This window comes from Burkholderia sp. E168m15 (genome assembly GCF_016586105.1).
In the GTDB taxonomy this organism is placed as follows: domain Bacteria; phylum Pseudomonadota; class Gammaproteobacteria; order Burkholderiales; family Burkholderiaceae; genus Burkholderia; species Burkholderia orbicola.
On the sequence record NZ_BCPO01000126.1, the window covers coordinates 1 to 24,173 of the forward strand.

At 67.9% G+C, this 24,173-nt stretch carries 23 protein-coding genes and 1 pseudogene; 11 read left to right on the forward strand and 13 right to left on the reverse strand.

Annotated features, from left to right (window positions below; genetic code table 11):
• Positions 1 to 1,607: sulfite reductase flavoprotein subunit alpha (locus JMF86_RS19985; protein WP_201317117.1), on the forward strand; the 1,607-nt coding region annotated here is incomplete at its 5' end.
• Positions 1,608 to 1,656: 49 nt separating this feature from the next.
• On the opposite strand, the gene JMF86_RS19990 is transcribed toward JMF86_RS19985, so the two are convergent.
• On the reverse strand, positions 1,657 to 2,433 hold the full coding sequence (locus JMF86_RS19990; RefSeq protein ID WP_011547606.1) for an SDR family oxidoreductase: 777 nt from the start codon (positions 2,431 to 2,433) through the stop codon (positions 1,657 to 1,659).
• A 4-nt stretch (positions 2,434 to 2,437) separates the two neighbouring features.
• Positions 2,438 to 2,881, reverse strand: a complete 444-nt coding sequence (locus JMF86_RS19995) for a heme-binding protein (protein ID WP_011547607.1) — start codon at positions 2,879 to 2,881, stop codon at positions 2,438 to 2,440.
• A gap of 106 nt (positions 2,882 to 2,987) precedes the next feature.
• Here JMF86_RS19995 and JMF86_RS20000 point away from each other — a divergent pair, with 106 nt between their 5' ends.
• The 5 genes from JMF86_RS20000 (at position 2,988) to JMF86_RS20020 (ending at position 8,732) form a co-directional block, all read left to right on the forward strand.
• A complete protein-coding gene (locus JMF86_RS20000; protein ID WP_011547608.1) occupies positions 2,988 to 3,908 on the forward strand; it encodes a LysR family transcriptional regulator in 921 nt (306 codons plus the stop codon).
• A gap of 81 nt (positions 3,909 to 3,989) precedes the next feature.
• A complete protein-coding gene (locus JMF86_RS20005) occupies positions 3,990 to 4,430 on the forward strand; it encodes a hypothetical protein (protein WP_011547609.1) in 441 nt (146 codons plus the stop codon).
• A gap of 38 nt (positions 4,431 to 4,468) precedes the next feature.
• On the forward strand, positions 4,469 to 4,705 hold the full coding sequence (locus JMF86_RS20010) for a hypothetical protein (RefSeq protein WP_226292054.1): 237 nt from the start codon (positions 4,469 to 4,471) through the stop codon (positions 4,703 to 4,705).
• A 152-nt stretch (positions 4,706 to 4,857) separates the two neighbouring features.
• Complete coding sequence (gene mprF, locus JMF86_RS20015; RefSeq protein ID WP_041489388.1) at positions 4,858 to 7,452, forward strand: bifunctional lysylphosphatidylglycerol flippase/synthetase MprF; 2,595 nt, start codon at positions 4,858 to 4,860, stop codon at positions 7,450 to 7,452.
• Positions 7,449 to 8,732 carry a virulence factor family protein gene (locus JMF86_RS20020; RefSeq protein ID WP_011547612.1) on the forward strand — a complete coding sequence of 428 codons (1,284 nt, stop codon included), beginning with the start codon at positions 7,449 to 7,451 and terminating at the stop codon, positions 8,730 to 8,732. The genes mprF and JMF86_RS20020 overlap by 4 nt, the downstream gene beginning before the upstream one ends.
• A gap of 82 nt (positions 8,733 to 8,814) precedes the next feature.
• Here the strand turns inward: JMF86_RS20020 and JMF86_RS35430 are convergent.
• The 5 genes and pseudogenes from JMF86_RS35430 to uxuA form a co-directional block, all read right to left on the reverse strand.
• Positions 8,815 to 8,973: pseudogene (locus JMF86_RS35430) on the reverse strand (DUF934 domain-containing protein); the annotation flags it as partial.
• Complete coding sequence (locus tag JMF86_RS20025; RefSeq protein ID WP_011547613.1) at positions 8,970 to 9,359, reverse strand: hypothetical protein; 390 nt, start codon at positions 9,357 to 9,359, stop codon at positions 8,970 to 8,972. The gene JMF86_RS20025 and the pseudogene JMF86_RS35430, both read right to left, overlap by 4 nt.
• A 106-nt stretch (positions 9,360 to 9,465) precedes the next feature.
• Positions 9,466 to 10,899: a PLP-dependent aminotransferase family protein gene (locus tag JMF86_RS20030; RefSeq protein WP_011547614.1), complete on the reverse strand. Its 1,434-nt coding sequence runs from the start codon at positions 10,897 to 10,899 to the stop codon at positions 9,466 to 9,468.
• A gap of 130 nt (positions 10,900 to 11,029) precedes the next feature.
• Entirely contained in the window at positions 11,030 to 12,340 is a 1,311-nt protein-coding gene (locus JMF86_RS20035; RefSeq protein ID WP_011547615.1) for an MFS transporter, read from the reverse strand.
• Positions 12,341 to 12,412: 72 nt separating this feature from the next.
• Positions 12,413 to 13,474 (reverse strand): mannonate dehydratase, encoded by a 1,062-nt coding sequence (gene uxuA, locus JMF86_RS20040; protein WP_171984320.1) that lies wholly within the window; start codon positions 13,472 to 13,474, stop codon positions 12,413 to 12,415.
• Positions 13,475 to 13,743: 269 nt separating this feature from the next.
• Between uxuA and JMF86_RS20045 the strand changes: the two genes are divergently transcribed.
• The 3 genes from JMF86_RS20045 (at position 13,744) to JMF86_RS20055 (ending at position 17,556) form a co-directional block, all read left to right on the forward strand.
• Positions 13,744 to 14,466: a FadR/GntR family transcriptional regulator gene (locus JMF86_RS20045; RefSeq protein ID WP_011694757.1), complete on the forward strand. Its 723-nt coding sequence runs from the start codon at positions 13,744 to 13,746 to the stop codon at positions 14,464 to 14,466.
• A gap of 190 nt (positions 14,467 to 14,656) precedes the next feature.
• Positions 14,657 to 15,787, forward strand: a complete 1,131-nt coding sequence (locus JMF86_RS20050) for a PotD/PotF family extracellular solute-binding protein (RefSeq protein ID WP_006478945.1) — start codon at positions 14,657 to 14,659, stop codon at positions 15,785 to 15,787.
• The gene (locus JMF86_RS20055) at positions 15,784 to 17,556 is read left to right on the forward strand and encodes a diguanylate cyclase domain-containing protein (RefSeq protein ID WP_006478946.1); all 1,773 of its coding nucleotides are present in this window, start codon (positions 15,784 to 15,786) and stop codon (positions 17,554 to 17,556) included. Before JMF86_RS20050 ends, JMF86_RS20055 begins: the two co-directional genes overlap by 4 nt.
• Before the next feature lie 84 nt (positions 17,557 to 17,640).
• Here JMF86_RS20055 and JMF86_RS20060 read toward each other — a convergent pair whose 3' ends face one another.
• The 3 genes from JMF86_RS20060 to JMF86_RS20070 all read right to left on the reverse strand — a co-directional run bounded on the left by JMF86_RS20060 (position 17,641) and on the right by JMF86_RS20070 (position 19,107).
• Positions 17,641 to 17,940, reverse strand: a complete 300-nt coding sequence (locus JMF86_RS20060; protein WP_006478947.1) for a DUF4148 domain-containing protein — start codon at positions 17,938 to 17,940, stop codon at positions 17,641 to 17,643.
• A gap of 286 nt (positions 17,941 to 18,226) precedes the next feature.
• A complete protein-coding gene (locus JMF86_RS20065; protein ID WP_006478949.1) occupies positions 18,227 to 18,484 on the reverse strand; it encodes a hypothetical protein in 258 nt (85 codons plus the stop codon).
• A gap of 434 nt (positions 18,485 to 18,918) precedes the next feature.
• Entirely contained in the window at positions 18,919 to 19,107 is a 189-nt protein-coding gene (locus JMF86_RS20070; RefSeq protein ID WP_264168814.1) for a hypothetical protein, read from the reverse strand.
• A gap of 85 nt (positions 19,108 to 19,192) precedes the next feature.
• Here JMF86_RS20070 and JMF86_RS20075 point away from each other — a divergent pair, with 85 nt between their 5' ends.
• Together JMF86_RS20075 and JMF86_RS20080 are read left to right on the forward strand one after the other, a co-directional pair.
• Positions 19,193 to 20,089: a LysR family transcriptional regulator gene (locus JMF86_RS20075; protein ID WP_011547619.1), complete on the forward strand. Its 897-nt coding sequence runs from the start codon at positions 19,193 to 19,195 to the stop codon at positions 20,087 to 20,089.
• Positions 20,090 to 20,207: 118 nt separating this feature from the next.
• Positions 20,208 to 20,840 (forward strand): LysE family translocator, encoded by a 633-nt coding sequence (locus JMF86_RS20080; protein ID WP_171984321.1) that lies wholly within the window; start codon positions 20,208 to 20,210, stop codon positions 20,838 to 20,840.
• A gap of 70 nt (positions 20,841 to 20,910) precedes the next feature.
• On the opposite strand, the gene yddG is transcribed toward JMF86_RS20080, so the two are convergent.
• From yddG to JMF86_RS20095, 3 genes are all read right to left on the reverse strand, one after another.
• The gene (yddG, locus tag JMF86_RS20085; RefSeq protein WP_041489389.1) at positions 20,911 to 21,855 is read right to left on the reverse strand and encodes an aromatic amino acid DMT transporter YddG; all 945 of its coding nucleotides are present in this window, start codon (positions 21,853 to 21,855) and stop codon (positions 20,911 to 20,913) included.
• Positions 21,856 to 22,039: 184 nt separating this feature from the next.
• Positions 22,040 to 22,327, reverse strand: a complete 288-nt coding sequence (locus JMF86_RS20090) for a hypothetical protein (RefSeq protein WP_011547622.1) — start codon at positions 22,325 to 22,327, stop codon at positions 22,040 to 22,042.
• Between the two features lie 100 nt (positions 22,328 to 22,427).
• On the reverse strand, positions 22,428 to 24,113 hold the full coding sequence (locus tag JMF86_RS20095) for a metallophosphoesterase family protein (protein ID WP_011694756.1): 1,686 nt from the start codon (positions 24,111 to 24,113) through the stop codon (positions 22,428 to 22,430).
• Between the last annotated feature and the right edge of the window lie 60 nt (positions 24,114 to 24,173).

A 24,173-nucleotide genomic window follows, 5' to 3' on the forward strand; every position in this document is an offset into this window, starting at 1 on the left:
AGGTCACGTTGTTGTGGGCGTCGCAGACCGGCAACATCGAATCGTTGACCGAGGATTACGCGACGAAGCTGATGAACGCGGGCTTCGAGATCCGCACCGCGTGCATGTCCGACTATCCGGTCGCGTCGCTGGCCGGCGCGCAATACGTGCTGCTGATGACGAGCACGTTCGGCGACGGCGATGCGCCGGACAACGGCAGCGAATTCTGGGATGCGTTGCAGGCCGGCAGCGCCGCGCGCCTCGACGGCGTGCATTTCGCGGTGCTCGCGTTCGGCGACCGCAACTACGACCAGTTCTGCGGCCACGGCCGCCGGCTCGACGCACGGCTCGCGGAACTCGGCGCGGCGCGCCTGTGCGCACGCGTCGATTGCGACGTCGAATTCCAGCACGATGCCGATCAGTGGCTCGAGCGCGTCGTCGCGCGCATCAAGGAGGCCGATGCCGCGCTGCACGCGGTGCCGTCCGGTGGATTGAGCCCGTCGGGGCTGTTGCCGACGAAAGCGCATCCGGCGCCGTCGAAGCTCGTCGCGAACCTGCGGCTGAACCGGCCGGGCGCCGCGAAAGACACGCGCTACGTGTCGCTGTCGACCCAGGGCGCGAACCTCGAATACGAAACCGGCGACGCGCTCGGCGTATGGCCGACCAACTGCCCGGAACTGGTCGACGAACTGCTGTCCGTCACCGCGCTGAAGGCCGATGCGCCCGTGTCGGTCGCGGGTGTCGGCGAGATCCGGCTCGGCGATGCGCTCGCGCGCCATTTCGACATCACGCGCCCGCATCCCGACACGCTGGCCTTCATCGCGTCGCGCAGCGCGAACGGCGCGCTGAAGTCGCTGCTTGGCGAAGATCGCAAGGGCGACCTCAAGCAATGGCTGTGGGGGCAGCAACTGGCGGACGTGCTGCACGAATACCCGGTCGAGCTGTCGGGCGCGGAACTGGTCGGCATGCTCAAGCGCATGCAGCCGCGCCTCTATTCGATCGCGTCGAGCCCGAGCGCGCACGAGGGCGAGATTCACCTGACCGTGTCGGCCGTGCGCTATCACAATGGCCGGCGCGCGCGCAAAGGCGTCGCGTCGACGTTCCTCGCCGATCGCGCGGACGACGGCCGCGTGCCCGTGTTCGTGCAGAAGTCCGCGCATTTCCGGCCGCCGGTGAACGGCGACGTGCCGATCGTGATGGTCGGCCCGGGCACCGGCGTCGCGCCGTTCCGCGGCTTCCTGCACGAGCGGCGGGCGCGCGGCGCGCGCGGGCGCAACTGGCTGTTCTTCGGCGAGCAGCACGCGCAGACCGACTTCTACTACGGCGACGAGTTGAGCGAGATGCGCGACAGCGGCTTCCTGACGCGGCTCGACCTCGCGTTCTCGCGCGACCAGGCCGACAAGGTCTACGTGCAGGACCGGATGCGCGAGCAGGGCGCCGAGCTGTTCGCGTGGCTGGAAGAGGGCGCGCACTTCTACGTGTGCGGCGACGCCGCGCGGATGGCCAAGGACGTCGATACGGCGCTGAAGGCGATCGTCGCCCGGCACGGCGGCATGTCGGACGAAGCCGCGAACGACTACGTCGCGCGGCTTTCGAAGGCGCGGCGCTACATGCGGGACGTGTACTGAATCGCGTGAGCGGCGGGCCGTTGCGTTGGCCCGCCGCTTCGCCGCCGGCTTACTGTTGCCGCTCCCACGCACGCGCCTGCTCGGTGCGCACGAACGCTTCCGATGAAGCCGGCAGCAGGTTGCGGAACGCGCCGCCGTCGCTGTCGATCACGTCGACCATCTTCGCGATCATTTCCTCCGGGTCGTGCTGTTCGAGCGGGAACGCCAGCCGCTCGGGCGTCACGGTATGCACGGCCGGATCGTGCCAGCGCCGCGTCGTTTCCATCATCCGGTCGTTGAAGCCGGTGCGGTACGGGCCCGGGTTCACGACCGCGACGCGGATGCCGTGCGGCGCCAGCTCCGCGTGCATCGCCTCGGCCACCGATTCGATTGCGTGCTTCGACGCGCAGTACGCGCCGGTGAACGGCCCCGTGATCAACCCCGCGATCGACGACACGAACACGATCTTGCCGTGCTTGCGCGCGAGCATCCCGCGTGCGATCTGCTGCGTGAGTTCGAGCGGCCCGAACACGTTCACGTCGAACAGCTCGCGGACGATCTCGACCGGCAGGTCGACGAGCGCGCCGGCTTCGCCGACGCCTGCGTTGTTCACGAGCACGTCGACGTCGAGTTCGGCGGCGCGCGCGCGATCGTAGGCCGACGTGACGTCGAGCTTCACCGCGCGCAACGCGGTGCCGCGCTGCGCGGCGGCGTCCGTCAGTGCGTCGATCTCGACGGCCGTGCGTACGCCGGCCGTCACGTCGTGGCCGCGTTCGGCGAGCCGCAGCGCGACTTCGCGGCCGAAGCCGGTGCCCGCGCCGGTGATGAGGATGCGTTTCCGTGTCATGTGCTTACCTTGTGGAGTGAAGGGTTGCCTGAAAAAGGTCGCGGCAGTGCCGCGCGATCGCGGTGTCTTCGTCGACGCTGCCGCCCGAGACGCCGATCGCGCCGACGCAGCGCCCGTCGCCGTCGACGAGCGGCTCGCCGCCGCCGAACGTGACGAGCCCGCCGTGACTGTGTTCGATGCCGCGCAGCGGACCGTCGCCCGACATCGCGCCGAGCGCACCGGTCGACGCGCGAAAGCGCACCGCCGTCAGCGCCTTGCGCTGCGCGAGATCGATCGCGCCGAGAAAACAGTCGTCGGTACGCACGAACGCGAGCAGGTTCGCGCCGGCATCGACGACGGCGATCGCGACGCCGGCCACTTGCAGCGATGCGGCCTGCGCGAGCGCCGCGTCGACCGTGCGGCGGGCGACGGCGAGCGGCAGCGGGAGTGCGGCGGTGAGCGGGTTCATGCGAGGCTCCGAGGGGACGACAGCGCCAGTGTAGGCAGTTGCGGTATATGGGAGAATCCGCATTCCGCTCGAAGCAGTTTCAAGTTTTTTTAATGATGGACAGACGATGAGCAGACGCGATCCGATGGCCGGGCTGCACGTGTTCATGACCGTCGCGACGGCCGGCAACTTCACGCGGGCCGCGGCCGCGCTGGGCCTGACGCCGGCGGCCGTTAGCCTGGCGATCGGGCAACTCGAGGGCGAACTCAACGTGAAGCTGTTCAACCGCAGCACGCGCGGCGTGAGCCTCACCGAGGCCGGCCAGCGCTACTGGCGGCAGACCGAACCCGCTTACCGGCAGGTCATGCAGGCACGCGACGAACTGAAGGATGCGCGCAGCGAGCCGAACGGGCTGCTGCGCGTGACCGCGCTGCCGCTCGCGCGCTTGCTCGTGATCGCGCCGGTGCTCGCCACGTTCCGCGAGCGCTATCCGAAAGTCCGGCTCGAAATCCGCTACGACAACGAACTCGTCGACATCGCGAAGGATGGCTTCGACGCGGGGATTCGCCTGGCCGACCGATTGCAGCCTGGCATGATCGGCGTGCGGATCGCGCCGGCGCTGACGTGTGCGCTGGTCGCGTCGCCGGCCTATCTTGCGCGGCACGGCACGCCCGAGTCGATCGCCGCGCTCGGGCGGCATGCGTGCATCCGTTTCCGGTTTGCGGAGAGCGGACGCCTGCATAAATGGCTGCTGCACGACGGGCGCCGCGACGTCGATCTCGATCCGGACGGCGTGTTCGTGACGAACGACGACGATGCGGTGATCGACGCAGCGCGCGTCGGTGTCGGCATCGCGTTCGCGTTCGTGCGCGAGCGGATCGAGCAGGATCTGCACGACGGCACGCTCGTCGAAGTGCTGCCCGGCGCGTGCCGGACCCTGCCGCCGATGTGGCTGTATTACGTGAACCGCAAGCACGTGCCGGCCAAGCTGCGCGCGTTCATCGACGTGCTGCGCGAGCGCGAAGGCGCGGGCGCGGACGTCGCGTAATCGCATCGGCTCGGGTCACTGCAGCAATGGATTGGGCGGTGCATGATGGCGGCTCCAGCCACGAAGCCATGGAGTTGCGTGATGACGGCATTCCCGTATTTCCCGATTCGAACCCTTTTGATTGCCACGGCGCTGGGTGCTGTCGCGATCGGTAGCGCGCCCGCCGTCGGCCAGACGTCGACGTCGACCGTGCCGGCCGGCTCGGCGGCGGCGACTCCCGACAACGCGATACTGCTGACGGTTTTCCTGAAACACGACCAGTCCCGCCCGCTCGCCGAGCTGAACGCGCAACTCGCGAAGCAGGGTTTCTACAAGGCGTTTCCGCCGCCGGGCGTCGAGGTCGTGAGCTGGACCGTGACGATGGGGATCGGGCAGATCGTCGTGCTGCGACTGCCGGCGTCGCGGCTGCGCGAGGTCAATCGCGTGCTCGAGGATACGGCGTGGGGCGCGTACCGGACAGAGTTCTATCCGAATTACGACTACAAGGCGATCGGTTTGGGGGAGCATGAACGGGCGAAGTGACGCGTAGTGGCGTATTTCCGTACCGGTGGCGCGCCGGAATGAACGCGCCGAATCAACTCGCGGCCATTCCGAAATGCGCCGCGCCGTCGCGTTTTCGTCCTCGCCCGCCGGGCCCGGCGCGGCAAATTCCGCCCAAATGCATCACAAGTCATTCATCCGATGAAAAAAACGCCCCGGTTCCCGGTATGATGCGCACCTTGCGTTCGTGGGACGCCCTGTTTCTTTATGCGTTTTTGATGCGCGAGAAACCACAAATCCGCACAAAGGCGACGTGAAAGATTCTGTAATATAAGTTCCGTATACTCGTAAGTTCTGATCCAGGCGCCTCGAGTCCGTCTTCGGCCGGCCGCCCATGCAGAACAACCAGATACGTCGCCGCCCGGCCAGCCCGCGCCGCGACACGCTATGCACCACCACTGAACACGTTATGTCTTCCCGCCACCCTGGTTCGCCCGGCCGTGCCGAGGCGGTGATCGTCCGTGCCCGGGCGCTGATCCGCAACGAGCGCGTACTGTCGCCGCTGCTCGCGCTCGGCATCGGCCTGCTGCTGATCGTGGTTTTCCAGCATCTGTCGGAATCCGTCGACTATCGGTCGGTGATTCGCCAGTTGCGTCACATGTCCGTCGGCGAGTGGGGCGCGTCGCTGGCCGCGACGGCCCTCAGCTATCTCGCGCTCGTCGCCCGCGATGCGGTCGGCCTGCGTTATGTCGCGGCCAGGGTGCCGCGCGTCGCGCTGTGGATCGGCGCGATTGCCGGTTCCGCGCTCGGCAACGCGACCGGCTTCGGCGCGCTGACGGGCGGCGCGGTGCGTGCTCGCGTGTACGGCGTGTCGGGCGTCACGCCCGCCCAGATCGGCCGGATGACGGTGTTCACGAGCGGCACGCTGGCGCTCGCGATGGTGTTGATGACGGCGGTCGGCATGGTCTGCGTGCCGGAGGCGCTCGCCGCGATGCTGCACGTCGCGCCCGGCGTGCTCACGTGGACGGGCGCGGCACTGCTCGTCGCGCTCGCCGCGCTGGTCGTGCTGTGCGGCAACACCGCGCGCCCGGTCGTCACGCGCTTCAAATGGCTGTCGTTCGACGTGCCGGCGCGGCGCGATCTCGTTGCACAGGTCGTCTATGCGGTGCTCGACGTCGTTGCCGCGGGCCTGACGCTGTGGGTGTTGCTGCCGGCGGCTCCCGTCGGCTTCCCGACCTTCATCACCGTTTATGCAGCCGCGTTGCTGCTCGGGATGATCGGCCATACGCCGGGCGGGATCGGCGTGTTCGAAGCGGCGATGGTCTTCACGCTGGGCCGCGAAGTGCCCGCGCACGCGATGGTCGCCGCGCTGATCGCGTATCGCGCGATCTATTTCGGCGTGCCGCTCGTGCTGTCGGCCGGCCTGCTGGCCGGCTTCGAGGGCCGCGCGCTGCGGCGCCGGCTCGTGACGCGGCAGGCCGTGCGCGTGTCGCAACTGGCGCCGGTGTTCCTGAGCCTCGTGACCTTCGCGGTCGGCGGGATGCTGGTGATCTCGAGTGCGACGCCCGCGTTCTGGCACCGGATCGCGATCCTGCGCCACATCGTGCCGCTGTGGGTGCTCGAAGGCTCGCAGGTGATCTGCAGCGTGCTCGGCGTCGCGCTGCTGTTCGTCGCGCGCGGGCTGCTGCGCCGGCTCGACGGCGCGTGGTGGATGACGTTCGCCTTGACGCTCGCGAGCCTCGCGCTGTCGCTGGCCAAGGGCCTCGCATTCGTCGAGGCAGGCGTGCTCGGCACGCTGCTCGTGCTGCTGCTCGTCAGCCGCCGCCGGTTCAACCGTCATTCGTCGCTGCTTGCCGAGCGCTTTACCGTGAGCTGGTTCGTGTCGGTGGCGATGGTGCTGATGCTGGCCGTGTGGGTGCTGTTCTTCGCGTTCCGCGACGTGCCTTACACGCGCGATCTGTGGTCGCATTTCTCGTTCGATGCGCGCGCGCCGCGAGCGCTGCGCGCGACGCTCGCCGCCGGCGTATTCGTCGCGCTGTTCGCGCTGTGGCAATTGCTGCGCCCGGCGCCCGGTCGTTTCGTGAAGCCCGCGCAGCAGGACCTCATCGACGCGGAGCAGATCATCCGCGCGCAGGAATGCAGCGACGCGGGCCTCGCGCTGATGGGCGACAAGTCGTTCCTGTTTTCCGAATCGCGCCGTGCGTTCCTGATGTACGCGAAGAACGGCCGCACGTGGGCCGCGCTGCACGACCCGGTCGGGCCGCGTGAAGAGTGGCCGGCGCTGATCAGCAAGTTCATCGCGCTTGCGCACGCGCACAGCGGCCGCGCGGCGTTCTACCAGGTGCGCGCGAACGCGTTGCCGCTGTATCTCGACGCGGGGCTCACGCTGATGAAGCTCGGCGAGGAAGCGCATATCGCGCTCGACCAGTTCGACCTGAAGGGTTCGAACCGTTCGCACCTGCGCTACGCGCTGCGTCGCGGCGACAAGGATGCGCTGACGGTCGAGGTGATCGCGCCGGGCGACGTGCCCGCCGCGCTGCCGGCGCTGCGCGACATCTCCGACGGCTGGCTCGACAGCCGCGATGCGCGCGAGAAAAGTTTCTCGGTGGCCGCGTTCCACGACGGCTATCTGTCGACGCAGTCGGTGATGCTGGTGCGGCAGGCCGACAAGCCGATCGCGTTCGTCACGTTCATGACGACCGACCTCAACACCGAGGCGACGGTCGGCGTGATGCGCCATCTGCCGGACGCATCGCCGTATGCGATGGAGTATCTGTTTACGCAGCTCGCGCTGCATCTGAAGGAAGCGGGGTTCCGCAAGCTGAGCCTGGGCATCGCGCCGTTCTCGGGAATGGGGGCGGCGAAGATGCCGTCGCCGTTCCACCGGCTCGGCCTGATGGTCTGGCGCTTCGGCGGCCGCTTCTACAACTTCCGCGGCTTGCGCGCTTTCAAGAGCAAGTTCGAACCGCACTGGGAGCCGCGTTATCTCGCGGCCTCGGGCTCGGTCGGCGTGTTCGTCACGCTGGCGGATCTGTCATTGCTGGCTGGAGGTCGGCGTTCATGATGTTGAAGAAGGTAAGCGCGCGGGCGGCAGCCGCCTGCGCGGGAATGATGCTGGCCGGCGCCGCGTGCGCCGCGCAGCCGGCCGACGTGAAAGCCGAAACCGTGTCCGGCGGCCGCTACGGGCCCGTGACCGTGACCAAGCCGAGCGGGCCGCTGCGCGGTTTCGTCGTGCTGTTCTCGCGTGAGGCCGGCTGGCATGTCGCCGATCAGCAGGCGGCCGACGCGCTCGCGAAAGCCGGTGCGATGACGGTCGGCGTCGATTCCGGGCGTTACGCGGCGAATCTCGCCGCGAAGCAGGAGACCTGCCATCACCTCGACGGCGACGCCGAGGCGGTCAGCCATCAGCTCGAACGTCTCGCGCAGTCGTCGCGCTATTTCACGCCGATCGTCGCGGGCGTGGGCCAGGGCGGCGCGATCGCGAAGCAGATTCTCGCGATGGCGCCGGAGAACACGATCGCCGGCGTCGTCGCGGTCGGTCCGGCCGCGAAGCTCGATCCGCGCTTCAAGCCGTGCCCGCCCGATCCGACGATCGTGCGCCGCGCGATGCCGGGCTTCGTCGAGACGGCGGCCGCGGGCGACACCGCGAAGCTCGTGTCGCTCGTCACGTCGCACCTGCGCGACACCAGCGGCAGCAGCGACGAGCTCGACGTGTCCGACCTGCCGCTCGTCGAGCTGCCGGCCAAGGGCGGCAGCGACCGGCTCGCGATCGTGATCTCGGGCGACGGCGGCTGGCGCGATCTCGACAAGACGATCGCCGAGGCGCTGCAGCGCGACGGCGTGTCGGTGGTCGGCATCGACAGCCTGCGTTATTTCTGGAGCGAGAAGCCGCCCGCCCAGGTGAGCCGCGACCTGGCCCGCGTGATGCGCACCTACATGGCGCGCTGGCATGCGAGCCGCGTGGCGCTGGTCGGCTACTCGTTCGGCGCCGACGTGATGCCGTTCGCGTACAACCGGCTGCCGGCCGACCTGCGCGACAAGGTCGCGGTGATGTCGCTGCTCGGCTTCGCGCCGTCGGCCGATTTCCAGATCCGCGTGACGGGCTGGCTTGGGATGCCCGCGAGCGACAAGGCGCTGAAGGTCGCGCCGGAAATCGCGAAGGTGCCGCCGACGCTCGTGCAGTGCTTCTATGGCGCGGAAGAGACGGACACGATGTGCCCGGCGCTCGCGAACACGGGCGCCGACGTGATCAAGACGCAGGGCGATCACCACTTCGGCCGCGATTACATCGCGCTCGAGAAGAAGATCCTCGGCGGGTTCGGCAAGCCGGTGGCGGCGCGCTGAATGCCGGGGGCGCCCGCATGATGGCGGGCGCCGGCCGGTTTGCTTCCGGTTCATCGTACGGGCGGCCAGCGAGCCGCCCGTTTCATTTTCCGGGCTGCGCTGCGGCGTCTTGCGGCGGCAGGGTCGTTCCCGCGTCGCGCTGATGGAAGCCCGGAAACCGAACGAGCTGCCGCCGCGCGGCCGCGAGATCGGTGTCGTCGCCGAGCACCGCGCTCGAAAACCCCGTGCGTTGCGCGATCACGCGTCGATGACGAGCGCCGGATCGAGCGCGCGGATGCGCTGGTCGATGAAGTAGCCGCCGCCTTCCTGGTAGCGCAGGAACAGGCGGCCGCACGTACTGCAGCGGCTGACGGTGCAGCGGTTGTACGGGAAATGGCGCGGCGCGATCGGCGCGTCGTCCGATGCATAGCGCGTGCCGGCCGGATGATATTCCGCGTAGGTCGGCTCGGGTTCGCCCGGCGGCGCGAGCGTGGCCACTTCGATCAGTTGCGTGTCCGGCAGCGACAGCGGCAGCGTGGTCCAGCCGGCGAGCGAGGTCTTCGTGCACGTGCACGGCTGCGTGACGTGCGCCGCTTCGGCCGTCAATGTCAGCAGCGCATCGTGATCGAGGTAGGGCAATGGGCTCATGGGCAATCGGGAAAGGGCGGGAGGACCTGCAATGTAACCCGCACGCGGAGCGGCTGCATGACCGTGACGCACGCAGCACGGCGCGGTGCGCTCGCCCAGGACGCGATCAGCCTGCCTTGCGGACCGACGGCTGCGCGACCAGTTCGCCGAGCACGCGGATCGCGCGCTCGATGTCGCGGCTCCACGGATGGCCGAAGTTCACGCGCACGCAGCGCTCGAAGCCGTGCGCGGCCGAAAACAGCGGCCCCGGCGCGAAGCTGATGCCGCGTTCGATCGCCTCGCGATGCAGTTCCATCGCGTCGATCGCATCGGGAAACGCGAGCCACAGGAAATACCCGCCGTCGGGCCGCACCCATTCGACGCCGGCCGGCAGCCAGCGCCGCAGCGCGTCGTCCATCCGGTCGAGCTGCGCGTGCAGCGCGCCGCGCAGCTTGCGCAGGTGCCGGTCGTAGCCGCCGTGCTCGAGATAGTTCGCGATGCCGGCCTGCGCGGGAATGCTGGCCGACAGCGTCGTCATCAGCTTGAGCCGCTGCACCTTCTCCGCGAACCGGCCGGCGGCGGCCCAGCCGATCCGGTAGCCGGGCGCGAGCGTTTTCGAGAACGAACTGCAGTGCATCACGAGGCCGTGACGGTCGAACGCGCGCGCGGGCAGCGGGTAGTCCGGGCCGAAATGCAGTTCGCCGTACACGTCGTCCTCGATCAGCGGCACGTTGCGCGCCGCGAGCAATTCGACGAGCGCGCGCTTCTTTTCGGCGGTCAGCGTGACGCCGGTCGGATTCTGGAAATTGGTCATGAACCAGCACGCGCGGATGGCGTGCCGGTCGAGCGCGTTCGCGAGCGCATCAAGATCGAGGCCGGTGCGCGGATCGACGGGAATCTCGACCGCGCGCAGGTCGAGCCGCTCGATCGCCTGCAGCGCCGCATAGAAGCCCGGTGCTTCGACGGCGACGACGTCGCCGGGCCGCGTCACCGCCATCAGGCACAGGTTCAGCGCTTCGAGTGCGCCGTTCGTGACGACGATTTCGTCGATCGGTTGCGAGATGCCGGTGGCGAGATAGCGCCGCGCGATCTGCTGACGCAGCGCTTCGTTGCCGGGTGGCAGGTCGACCACCGTGCTCCACGGGCTCACGAGTCGCGTGGCCTGCGCGAGCGACTTCGCCAGGCGCGGCAGCGGAAACAGCTGCGGCGCCGGGAACGCGGAACCGAGCGGCACGATGCCGGGCTGCGTGGCCGCATCGAGCACGGAGAACACGAGGTTGCTGATGTCGACCTTGCGCGTTGCACCCGCGCGGCTCGTCCGGCGTTTCGTCGCCGGGCTCGTGGCCGGCTGCGCGCCCGGCGCGACGTAGTAGCCCGAGCGTTCGCGCGCGCGGATCAGCCCCCACTGCTCGAGCAGGTAATACGCGCGAAACACCGTCGACTGGCTCACGCCATGTTGCGCGATGATCTGCCGCAGCGACGGCAGACGTGTACCGACCGCGAGGTTGCCGTTGCGGATGTCGTCGGCGATCGTATGGGCGAGGGTTTCGTAGCGTTTCATCGGCGTGGGCGGGGCGCTCCGCCGCCGCGCGCGGGCCGGGGCGGCACCGCGCCCGGCGGGCGCGGCTCATTGTCCGATGCGTGGCCCGAAAAGGAAAGCGTGGGCGTTTCGGTCGCGCCGTCCCGCTGCGTCAGGCCGCGTTCGGTTCGACATTCCGTGCGCTGCTGCCGCGCCGCAGCGGCGGCAACGGCTCGACCTTGCCGACCACGAACAGGTACGACAGCGCACCGACCACGCACAGCGCGCCGGCCACCGCGAGCGGCACCACGAACGAGCCTTTCGTGAGCGACAGCATCACGCCGGTGAAGGTCGTGATGAAGATGCCCGCGAGATTGCCCGCGAAGTTCTGGATGCCGCCGAGCGAGGCGACGTGCGCGGGCGTCGGCGCGACTTCGCCGACCAGCGTCCACACGTTGGCGCCGGCGAACGACAGGCTGGCATACGCGAGCGCGAACAGGCCGAGGCAGGCCCACACGTTTTCCACGAACGCGGACAGCGCGATCGACGACGACAGCAGCATGCCGAGCACGAGACAGGTCTTGCGCGCGGCGGTGGCGCTCCAGCCACGGCGGAACAGGCTGTCCGACACGTAGCCGCCGAGCCAGCCGCCGGGAATCGCGAGCAGCGCGGGCAGCATGCCCCACGTGCCGAGCGACGCGAGCGAGAAGCCGCGCGACTGCAGCAGGTAGCTCGGGAACCACGTGATGAAGAAGTAGATCGCGAAGTTCAGGCAGAACAGGCCGATCATCATCCCCCACACGGTGCGATAGCGGAACAGGTCCAGCCACGACACCTTCGGGCCGTCGGTTGCGGCCGCAACCGTCGGTGCGCCGCGTTGCGCGAGCAGCGCATCGACGGCGTCCGGCGCGATCGCGCGATAGCGTTCCGGGTCGCGATAGACGAACCACCACGCGAGCGCCCAGACGATGCCGATGCCGCCCGTGATCACGAACGACCCGCGCCAGCCGACGAGCGAGATCAGCCACGCGACGAGCGGCAGCGACAGCGCGGAGCCGACGCGCGAGCCGCTGTCGAAGATGCTGCTGGCCAGGCCGCGCTCGCTGCGCGGGAACCAGTTGAACGCGACCTTCGCGAACGACGGGATCGCGGCCGCTTCGCCGACGCCGAGCATCAGCCGCACGCCGACGAGTTGCGCGAGGCCGCGCGCGGCGCCCGTCGCGACGGTGAACACCGACCACCAGCCGACGGCCAGCGCGAGGCTCACGCGTACGCCGACCTTGTCGATGAACCAGCCGGCCGGTAATTGCAGGAACGCATAGGTCCAGAAGAACGCGCTCAGCACGAGCCCCATGCCGACCGCGTCGAGCCCGAGGTCGGCACGGATGCTGGGCGCCGCGATCGCGAGGTTCGCGCGATCGATGAAGTTGATGACGTTGGCCAGGAAGCACATCAGGATCATGGCCCATCGAATGCGTGGCATGGCGGTGTCTCCGCGCGGAATGTCGTGGCGGGCGACCGGCGATCCGCTGCGCCGGCCGCCTCGAAGGGCGGATTACCGCGACGCTTGCGGGGTGCGGTCGAACTTCGCCAGCGCTTCCCACAGGCCGTTCAGGTAGACGGCGCCGAGCGCGCGGTCGTAGAGGCCGTAGCCGGGCTTGCCCGTCTCGCCCCAGATCATGCGGCCGTGGTCGGGGCGCACGTAGCCGGTGAAGCCGGTGTCGTGGTACGCCTTCACGATCGCGGCGATGTCGAGCGAGCCGCAGCTCGACAGATGCGCGGTTTCCTCGAAATCGCCGTTCGCGTCGACCTTCACGTTGCGGATGTGCGCGAAATGGATGCGGCCCATCGCGCCGAACTCGCGCACGAGCGCTTCGACGTCGTTCTCGGGGCCCGCGCCGAGCGAGCCCGAGCACAGCGTCAGCCCGTTCGCGGGCGAGTCGACGATGCGCACGATCCGCGCGAGATCGTCGCGGTTCTTCACGATGCGCGGCAGCCCGAAGATCGGGCGCGGCGGATCGTCGGGATGGATCGCCATCTTCACGCCGGCTTCCTCGGCGACCGGAATGATCGCCTTCAGGAAGTATTCGAGATTGGCCCACAGCGCGTTCTCGTCGACGTCGCGGTAGTCGGCGAGCAGCGCCTGCAACTGTTCGGGCCGGTAGCTCGAATCCCAGCCGGGCAGCGCGATGCCGTCGTTCGGATCGATCCGGTCGACCGCGTCGGTGCTGAACGCGAGGCAGGTCGAGCCGTCGTCGAGCGTCTTCGACAGCTCGGTGCGGGTCCAGTCGAACACGGGCATGAAGTTGTAGCAGACGACGCGGATGCCGGCCGCGCCGAGATGGCGGATCGTCTGCCGGTAGTGGTCGATCAGGCGGTCGCGGGTTGGCTTGCCGAGCTTGATGTCCTCGTGCACCGGCACCGATTCGACGACGTCGAACCGCAGGCCGGCGCGCTCGATCGTCGCCTTCAGCGCGTCGATCTTGTGCGCGGGCCACACCTCGCCCACGGGTTCGTCGTAGATCGCGGACACGATATGCGTGACGCCGGGGATCTGGCGGATGTATTGCAGCGAGACCGGATCGGACTCGCCGTACCAACGGAAAGACATCTTCACTGGAAAGGCTCCTGGCTGTCGGTTCATGCGTCGGACGAGCGGGGCGGCGGCGTGCCGGGCCGTCGTCGGTGTGCGGATTATGATTGGTATGCCAGTTGCGTGGGATAGTGGTTTACCAGTTGTCAGGCAAGCGATCACGCGTGATGCATTTCTGGAAGTGGCAGGCATAGGCTGGCCGATCGGTCGAACCGGCGGCGCAGCCAAATTGGTGTACCATTTTGTCGATCCGACGCCGCAGCGGCGCCGGCCAGCCTGTTGCGAGCCTTTCGATGACCGACCTTTCCAGCCTGCCCGCCAGCCGCGACACCGATGCCGCGGACCGCTCCTATATCGGCCTTGCGCGGCAGATTCACGCGATGGTGGCCGCCGGCGCGTTCGAAGCCGGCGCGCGGCTGCCGTCGGAGCGCAGTCTGGCCGACCAGTTCGGCGTGAGCCGTACGCAAGTGCGCGAGGCGATCATCGCGCTCGAGGTGCAGGGGGTCGTCGAGGTGCGGATCGGCTCGGGCATCTACGTGTCGGCGGCCGACGCCGCGCGGCCGGTCACGTTCGAAGTACCGCGCGGCCCCGGGCCGATCGAGACGCTGCGCGCGCGCGGGCTGATCGAGGCGGAAGTCGCGGCGCTCGCGGCGACCGAGCGCAAGGATGGCGATCTCGACCGCCTGTTTTTCTCGCTGACGACGATGCGCGAACAGATGAACGACAAGGCCGCATACGACGCGGCCGATCGCCAATTCCACCTGCGCATCGCGGAATCGACCGGCAACACGGTGCTGCTGCACATGGTCACGGCGATGTGGGATTGCGCGCGCGCCGATCCGCTGTGGGACAAGATCGAGGAGCACTTTCACTCGCCCGCGCTGCGCGAGGCGTCGCAGGAGGATCACCAGCGGATCTTCGCGGCGATCATGGCGCGCGACGCGGCCGGTGCGCGCGACGCGATGCGCGCCCACCTGTCGCGCGTGATCGCCGAATTCACGCAGGCCTGGCGCTGACGTTCGTATTCGCGTCTCCGCGTATTCGCGTGTTCGTGTGTTCGCGGCCCGACGCGGGCTCGTGTAATTGGGTCGCATTCAGCCGTGAGGCCCGCGAATATGCGCGACGTGCGGCTTGTTCCGATTGCGTGACCCTGCGTTTTATGGTCTCGTTGCGGGATATCGCATCGACTCGAAAAAGGACAGTCGAATGCAGCCGGGCGATTCACGCGGGGTGCGATTGATCAGGGGAATCGGTGCACGCGCGCGCGCCCGCGGCGCCGTGCGCACGCTGCTTGTCATGCTGACGCTTGGCTTACTGGCGCCCGTTCCGCCGGCCGTCGCGGCCTCTCCCGAAACCGTCAACGACAACGTGCTGCGCGTGCTGGCCTGGCCCGGTTATGCGGACAGCGATATCGTCAGCGCATTCGAGGCGCAGTTTCATGTGCGTGTCGAGGTGACGCTGGTCGATTCCGACGAAGCGCTGTGGACGCGGTTGCACAGCGCGTCGCCGCCGCCGTACGACGTGCTGGCCGCGAACACGGCCGAGATCCAGCGCTATGCGCATGAACACCTGCTTGCGCCGATCGACCTGTCGCGCATCGCGAACCGGCGGCGGCAGTTGCCGAATTTCCAGCAGCTCGCGACGATCGGCGGCCTCGTGCAGGACGGCGCGTCCTACGCGATCCCGTTCACGTATTCGTCGATGGGGCTGATCTACGATCGCAAGCAGGTGCCGGCCGCGCCGCGCTCGATGCGCGAGCTGTGGAATCCTCGCTATCGCGGCAAGGTGCTCGACTTCAACAGCGCGCAGCACAACTTCTCGTTCACGGCGCTGGCGCTCGGCTATTCCGATCCGTTCCGCCTGTCGCCCGCGCAGACGCTTGCCGTGGCCCGCAAGCTGATCGACCTGCGCCGCAACCTGCTGACGTACTACACGCTTCCCGAAGAAGCGACCGCGCTGTTCGTCCAGCATCGCGCGGCGCTGATGTTCGGCAACTACGGCACGCAGCAGGTGGAGCAGTTGCGTCGCGCCGGCGCGGACGTCGGGTACGTGATCCCGGACGAAGGCGCGCTCGCGTGGCTCGACTGCTGGGCCGTCACGCGCGGCGCGCAACGTCCCGAGCTTGCCTTCGCGTGGATCAACTACATGCTCGAACCGGCGATCGGCGCGCTGCTGACCGAGCGTCAGGGGCTCGCGAACACGCTCGAGCCGCCGCGCGGCCTGGATACCGGACACCAGCATCTCGTGTGGCTTCAGCCCGTGGAGGACATCGCGCGCCGCGAATCGCTGTGGAGCCGCATCGTGTCGGGCGACCGGCCGGAGCGATTCGGAAAATGATCCGGCTCGGCCTCACGTCGAAGCTGTCGGTGCTGTTCGCGTGCATCGGCGTGATCGCGGCCGGCACGACCGGCTACTACGCGTATCGCGCCAACCGCGCGATGCTCGTGCAGGAAGCGCAGCACAGCCTGCTGATGTCGACGCAATTGCTCGGGCAGCGCTTCACCACCGCGCTTGCCGACGTGGCCGACGATGCGCTCGTGCTCGCGCAGTTGCCGTCGTCCGCGTCCGTCGCCGGCGGCGACAACCCGGACGCCGCGCGACGCATGCGGCTCGAGCAGGTGTACTACAGCTTCATGCGCAATCATGCGGAATACCTGCAGATTCGCCTGATCGCGAGCGGGCATTTCGGGATCGAACGCATTCGCCTCGATCGCGATGCGCGCGGCATCGTCGTGCTGCCCGAAAGCGCGTTCCAGGAGAAAGGGCAGTTCTCCTATGTATTCGATACGCTCGCGACGGCGCCCGGCCATATCTATCTGTCGCCGATCGTGGTCAATCACGAGACGGGATCGCATGCGGCGGAAGGGCTGCCGATCCTGCGCGTGGGCACGCCGGTGGTCGACGCGGCCGGCCAGACGGTCGGCGCGCTCGTCGTCGACGTCGAGCTGTCGCGCGTGTTAGACCGGCTCGAACGCGATCTTCCGGACGACTATGCGGTCTATCTCGCGAACGAGTGGGGCGATTTTCTCGTGCATCCCGATCCGGCGCAGACGTTCGGCTTCGATCGCGGCCGGCGCGTCCTGATGCAGGACCGCTTTGCCGTCACGCGCGCGCTGTTCGACAGCGCGCGCACGAACGTGACGCTCAATGGACTCGCGCAGCCCGACGAAGCACCGGGCCAGATGTTCGCGTTCGTGCGCACGCCGTTCGGGCAGGACGAGGGCAACCGCTTCGTCGTGCTCGGGATGGCGCGCCCGCTGGCCGACGTGCTCGCGCCGGCCGGCATGCTGGGCGAACGAATCGTCAGGATGGTGCTCGTATCGAGCGTGCTGGCGGTGATTCTCGCGATCCTGTTCGCGCGTGCGATCACGCGGCCGTTGCAGACCCTCGCGCGCGCCGCGACACACGTGTTCGACGACCCGGCCGCCGAACGGCTGCCGGTCGCGCGGGCCGACGAGATCGGCGTGCTCGCGCGCTGTTTCGACAGCATGCGCGTGGAGATCCGCACGCAGATGGCGATGCTGCGCGCGAAGCAGCTGGAACTGACGCACCTCGCCGGTCACGACCCGCTGACCGGCCTGCCGAACCGCCTGCTGTTCATGGAGCATCTCGAGGCCGCGATCCGGCATGCGGCCGCGGTGCGCGAGGGGTTGGCGGTGATGTTCGTCGATCTCGACCGCTTCAAGCAGATCAATGACCAGCACGGACACTCGGCGGGCGACCGCACGCTCGTCGCGGTCGCGAAGCGGCTGAGCCAGGTGCTGCGCGCCGGCGACATGGCGGCACGGCTCGGCGGCGACGAATTCATCGTGCTGATTTCGGACGTGAGTTCACCCGCGGTGATCGGCGATGTCGCGTCGCGCATCCAGATCGTGATGGCCGAGGAACTCGAGTTCGACGAAGGGCGCATGGCCGTCGGCGCGAGCATCGGCGTCAGCGAGTTTCCGGCGGATGGCGCGTCGGCCGAGGAGTTGCTCGTCAAGGCGGATGCGGCGATGTATGCGGCGAAGGCGTCCGCGCAGTGCGTGTGCGTGCGCTATCAGGATCTGGTCCGCGGCGGTACGCCGGACCAAACCGGTCGCGTCGCCTCGGACGGCACTCGCTGACGGCGGGCCGAAACGCAACGAGCCCGACGCGGGACGGGCTCGTTGCATCTGCGGGCCGCACGCGCGGGGCGTGCAGCGGCAGACTTAGTGGCCGAAGTAGACCGAGTCGCGCGGGTTCTGCGCGCGGACGACCGGTGCGCCGCTCTCGGCGGTCGCGGCCGGTTGCGAGCCGGAGCCGCTGTTGTCGACGCCGTGCACGCGGGCTTGCGCAGCCTGGATGTCGGCGGGGTAATGCGGGCTCGACTGGCTGGGCTTGTAGCCGGCGTTTTCGAGCTGGACCAGTTCCTCGCGCACCTGGGCGCGCGTCACGGTGCTTTGTGCGAATGCGCCGAACGAGGCGGACAGGGCGACTGCGGCGGCGACTGCGGAAACGAGCGATTTCATGATGACCTCCGATGTTTATTTGGCTTTCCGCGTTCGACACCATGTCGTAAGCGGTTGATTACATCGTAGGCGTCGCGTGATCTAGGGTAAACGTGGGTTTGAGTGAAAGATCGTTGCGCTCGAGGTAATAATTTCGAGACAAACGTCTTCCGTCCCCATGCGGTGTTGCCGGGATTGCAAGGGACAGCGGGGGCGTGAACAGAAGGGATGCGCGCACGGGGGACGCCCTGCGGGAAGGAGGGGGCGAACAACGTGCAACGGATCGCGAGACGGCACGGTGGCTGGATCAGACCCCGTCGTCGTCGATTTCCTTGCGCTCGCGGCGTTCCTCGTTGCCGCGACGCGCGCGCAGACGCTGGCGCGACAGGACCGCGATCACCTGCTGGGTCGGCGCGCCGGACGGCAACTCGTTGCGGATGCGATCGGGCACCATCGGCAGGCCCGCACGCTGGCGGCGCAGTGCCTTGGCGATTGCCCGGCGGCATTCGTCGCCGTGGCAATCCCATTCATCGCGGATTCTCTGGCAATAACGGCATTGTTCCATCCGAATAGTCTAACGCGTCTTCGGGAATGGAGCAGGGCGCGGTGCCGGACATGTCGCGTGCCGGGCGGCAGCGGCGACCGACCGTTCAGGGGCGGGCGGGCGATGTCAGGCTGAATCGGACTGCGAATCAAGTCGAATGGAACCGTTCACCGACACTACGGTTTCCCGTCCGTCTCCCTACGGAATCCTTGCGCGCGGACGGGGCCGGTGCGCGTCATCGGAGCGACCAGATGCCCCAGATCGCGATCAACAAGCCAAGGCCCAATCCGCAGCCCAGCAACACATAGGTTTCCATTTCGTGCCTTTGAAAACGTGGCAACGCCGACGTCAGCATCAGCGTACGCGCAGCAAAGCCGGTCGCGTATCGTCCGCGCTGTCGGTCGGAGCGGGTCGGAGCGATACGCCGGGTCTGCGAATACTACGCGTTGCAGCTTTCAGAACGCATGCGCGATCGATGGCTTGATTGCGTGCACGCTGCCCGTGCGGGCGGCAGACGATCCGCCGTGCCGAAATGCGCCCGACTTCCAGATCATCCGCGACGCTGCGATGAGCACGAACTGCAGGGCGATCATCCTGAAAATCCCGGGCGATATCTTGTCCCGCAGCGGGCGAACCAGCCCCATGCCGGCACTCGCCGGCAGTTCAATATAATTCAAGTCGATTAGCCACCTCATGCGTGGCATACATACCCCCGAACAAGGAAACCCGATGACGCTTGCGCAGTTGCAGGCCCTGGCCGCCGTGGTCGAACTCGGCTCGCTGACGGCCGCGGCAGACCGGCTCAGCCGCAGTCAATCCGCGATCAGCCATGCGCTGACGGAGCTGGAAGACATCACGCAGGTCAAGCTGCTCTGGCGCGACCGGCAGCCGGTCGTCCTGACGGCGGCCGGCGAACGCCTGTGGCCGTATGTCCAGAGCGTGGTGCGGGAAGCGCAGATGCTGCGCCAGCAGTTCGGCCTGTCGCGCGGCAAGCTTGAAGGGAAGCTGGTGGTCGCGTCGCTGCCGAGCGTGTCGCTGGCGTTCGTCGTTCCCGCGCTCGAGGCGTTGAAGGAAATGCACCAGGGCGTGTCGGCGGTGCTGCTCGAAGGCACGGACAGCGAAGTCGAAGGGTGGATCGACGACGGGACGGCCGACGTCGGCGTGGTGGCCGGCACGAAGACGTTTGCGCACAACCTGCCGCTCCTCGACGAGGATTTTGTCGCGGTAGCGGCCGACGACATGTTCGCCGGCCGCAAGAGCGTGTCGGCCAGGCAGTTGGCCGCGGCGCCGTTTATCTTCTCGAAGGCGGGGTGCGGGCCGGTGATTACGGATTACTTCGCGCGCGGCGGCGTGCCGCTTCGCGCGGCGTTCAACGTCGTCGAGATGCGCACCATCCTGTCGATGGCGGAGGCCGGCATGGGCGTGTCGATCGTGCCGCGCATCACGCTCACGTACACGCCGTTTGGCGGCCGTGTGCTGGAATTGTCGCCGCGGCTGCATCGCTCCGTGCGACTGGCGTGGAATACCGCCGGCAATGCGGTCACCGACGAATTCGTGCGGCTCGTCGATGCGCAACGTGCGAAGGCTGGGAATACGACCCGGACGCGCGCGAAAAAGAGCAGGTAGCAACCGGTAGGCACGATGCACGACGCTCATGGGGCACTTGCGGTTTATTCATGCCGACGATGATTGAGATGCAATATATTGTTCGGACATCGTTGTCGTTGCCATGAAGGAGTGTTCCGTGCCGGCCTTGCCCACCCTGTTTGCGTTCGGACTCGTGTCGCTCGGCATGGTGCTGACGCCTGGACCGAACATGATTTATCTGGTTTCGCGCTCGATCTGCCAGGGCCGCCGCGCCGGGCTGATATCGCTCGGCGGCGTCGCACTGGGATTCGTGTTCTACATGGTGTGTGCGGCAGTGGGCATCACCGCGCTGGTGATGACCGTGCCGTACGCATACGATGCGCTGCGCTTTGCCGGCGCGCTGTATCTGGCGTACCTGGCGTGGCAGGCGCTGAAGCCGGGCGGGCGCTCCGCGTTCCAGGTCCGGCAGTTGCCGCACGACAGCCGTGTCAGGCTGTTCACGATGGGCTTCGTCACGAACCTCGCGAACCCGAAGATCGCGGTGATGTATCTGTCGTTGCTGCCGCAGTTCATCGTGCCGGGGCACGGCAGCGTGCTCGCGCAGTCGCTGGCGCTCGGCTGTGTGCAGATCGTGGTGAGCGTCAGCGTCAACGCGCTGATCGCCTGCGCGGCCGGTTCGATCGCAGGCTTTCTCGCGGGGCGGCCGCTGTGGGCGGCGGTTCAGCGCTGGTTGATGGGGACGGTGCTGGCCGGGCTGGCCGTGCGGATCGCGCTGGAATCGCAGAGGTAGCCCGGCGGCCGCAGTTCGGGGCATGGCCGACCGCTGCGTTCGAGCCCTCCGTCGACGGCGCCGGGCATCGTTATCCGTGGCAGTTACCTTCGGTTTCCTTACCGATCGGCACGGGCTCGGCCTCGTCACGACGCCGGCTGCGCGTCGCGAGCCAGCACAGGATCGAGCCGCCGCACACCATCGATGCGCCTTGCCAGAATTCGATCGACAGCGGCGCATGCAGCAGCGTGGCGGCGAGGGCGGCGGCGAGCACCGGCGTGAAGTACGATGCGCCGACGATGACCGTCACGTTGCCGTGCATGATGCCGGTGTTCCAGGCTGCGTAGCCGAAGCCGAGCGCCGACGCCGCCAGCACGAGATACACGATCGCGCGAAAACTGAACGTCATGCCGCCGCCGCCTTCGATCGCGAACTTGATCCAGAGCACCGCGGCGACCAGCATGAAGAACGGCGTGACGCCGTTCTTGCCGTTGGCGATGCGCGCGGTCACCGTGCAATAGGCAGCCCAGATCAGCGCGCCGAACAATGCCAGGCCGTAGCTCAGCGGATTGTCCGCGACGTTGCGCAGCATGCCGGCGGGATCGAGCCCCTGGTCGCCGCCGAGCACCCAGCAGATGCCGAGCATCGACAGCAGGACGCCCGGCACGACCAGCAGGTTCGCACGCTGCCGGTTGAACACGATGGCGGCGACCAACGTAAGGCTCGGCCACAGATAGTTGACCATCGCGACTTCGATCGCTTGCCGACCGTTGCTCGCATAGCCGATCGACAGCGCCAGGCACAGCTCGTACGACACGAACAGCAGCCCGCCCCAGAGCAGATAGCTTTTCGGGAAGCGGCTCAGGTCGGGGAAGCCGATCGAGAACAGCAGCAGCACGGACGCCACCGTATAGATCATCGCCGCGCCGCCGGTCGCGCCGAGGCTTTCGCTGACGCCGCGCACGAGCGCGACCACCGACGCCCATAACAGCACCGCGCCGAGCCCGACGAGCGTTGCCTTGTTCTTGCGTTTCATGCTTGCTGCCTGTTTCAACATGCCAGTTCGATTTCGGATGATTCGGCTCGGCTCGCGCGTGCCGTCAGCGCGTGCCGCGATACAAAGGGAAGATTTCGCCGGAAACGCGCATTTTACGGGGACGCGGCCGTTGCAGCGACGCAGCCGGACTGGCGTGCACGATCGACTCAGGCGCGCGAGCCGATCACGCGTCGTCGATACGCCACGGTGCGTCGATTCCCGACAGCGCACGCCCGATCGCGTCGAGCATCGCGTTTCGCGTCGGGCCCAGCGTCGTGACAAGGCGGAAAACGGCTGCTTCGATCGACAGATCGATCAGCGGCGAGCCGCTGGCCGCATCGAGAATTTCAAGCCGCCGTTCATGGGGATCGACGTCGATGTCGCAATGCGCTTGCCGCAGCACGTTGGCGACGGCGTCGAATGGGGCGGCCGAAGATGGCGTGTAAATGCGGTATTCGAAACTCATCTGCATGGGCCGGAGTGCGACGCGGGCAGTCTGACCCGCGCCGCGCGTTCCGGCCGTCGACGGCCGCGCATCGGGCGCTCGTCGCAGCGGGCGCCCGATGCGTCGATCACCGCTCGCGCCGCTTCTTGCTCAACTCGATCGTCTCGAACAGCTCGTACTGCGCGGTCGGATGCTGGTCGGCGCCCGGCGCGTGGTAGTAGCGCATCGTGATCGTCGTTTGGCCGCCCGGCTTGCCCGGATCGTGGTCGAACACCGCGATCCCGTAGCCGGTGCCCGTATCGCGACGCGCGGACCAGATCGCATCCTCGAGCGCATCGGCCGGCTGACGCACGAACGTGTTCGGCGCGGTGCCCGGCACCGGCCGGTTCGGCTTCGTGAACACCTTCGCCTGCGCAAAGCCGGTCGACGGGTTTTCGCCGTACACGTCGAGCGGCGCGCTGGTGCCGCCGCCGCCGAGGATCAGGTGGATCGTGCCGTGGCTCGTATCGAACTTCGTGCGATCCGGATCGTTCGAGCCGACCGGGCGCGGCTGCAGCGTTTCGACCACTTCACCGGTTTTCGCATCGACGCCCGCCCGGTGATTGCAACCGCGCACCGGGTAGCTGCGCTCGTAGTCGTGATCGTGGCCGCACAGCACGAGGTCGACGCCGTAACGGTCGAACAGCGGCAGCCACGCTTCGCGAATGCCCTTGTCGGAGCCGTTGCCCGTTTTCGACGAACTGAGCGCGTCCTGATGCATCTGCACGACGATCCAGTCGATGTCGTCGTCGTGCGCGGCGTGACGCAGCGTGCGTTCGAGCCAGCGCGTCTGCTCGCCGTTGCTGTAGCCGCGCACGTAGAACGACGTGCCGGGCTCGATCGGCGGGCGGCCGGTGCTCGCGGCCGGCACGAGCGGCGCCGGGCCGCCGACGAACGCGGCGGCATCCTGGTACACGACGTCGTCGGCGTCGAGCGACACGAACAGCACGGAGCTCACGCGGAAGCTGTACCAGCGGCCCGGGAAATGCGTGCCGTTCTCGGGCAGCGTATAGCGTGCGAGGTACGAGTCGAGCCCCTGCGGACCGTTGTTGAATTCGATCTCGTGATTACCGGGGCACGGCATCCACGGGCGGTTCGCAGCCGACGTCTGGTTGTTGTTGCCGAAATCGCGCCACACCTCGGGCTGGTGCGCCGGGTTCAGGTTCGCATAGCAGAGGTCGCCGTTCAGCAGGTGAAACAGCGGCTGGAACTGTTCGACGGCCTGCACCGCGAAGCGGCTCTGCGGCGACGACAGCACCCACGCGCCGTTCGGCGTCGCGAGATCGCCGTAGCTCGTGAAACGGAACGGCGCCCGGCCGCGCGGCGCAGTCGAGAAATTCGCGGAGAACGGCTGCGCGGCGTTGCTGTCGTTGTCGGCCGTGATCTCGTAGCGGTAGCGCGTATCCGGCTTCAGTCCGTGCACGCGCGCGTGGTACGCGAATACGGTCTCGCCGTTCAGGCCGTCCGTGTACAGGCGCTGGACGCCGTGCACGGTGCGCGCAGGCTCGCCGTCGGCGACGATGCGCGCGCGCGGATTGACGGCCGGGGCGAGCGACGCCCACGAGATCACGACTTCGGACGTCGGGTCGTTGCCCCACGTCAGGTGAACTTGCTCGGGCGTGCCGTCCGGATTCGACGCGGCGGCGCGGGCGGCCGCAAGCCCGCCGGCAGCAGTGGCGAGGCTGGAGACGCCGGCGAGTTTCAGGAAGCCGCGACGCGACACGGAGGCGGCCGGCTCGTTCGGCTGGTCAGGGAAAGTGTCCTGGTTCGACATGGTCGGTGTATTCGTTTGATGGGGCGCGAGGGGAACCGCGCGGCCATGCGCAAGCACGGC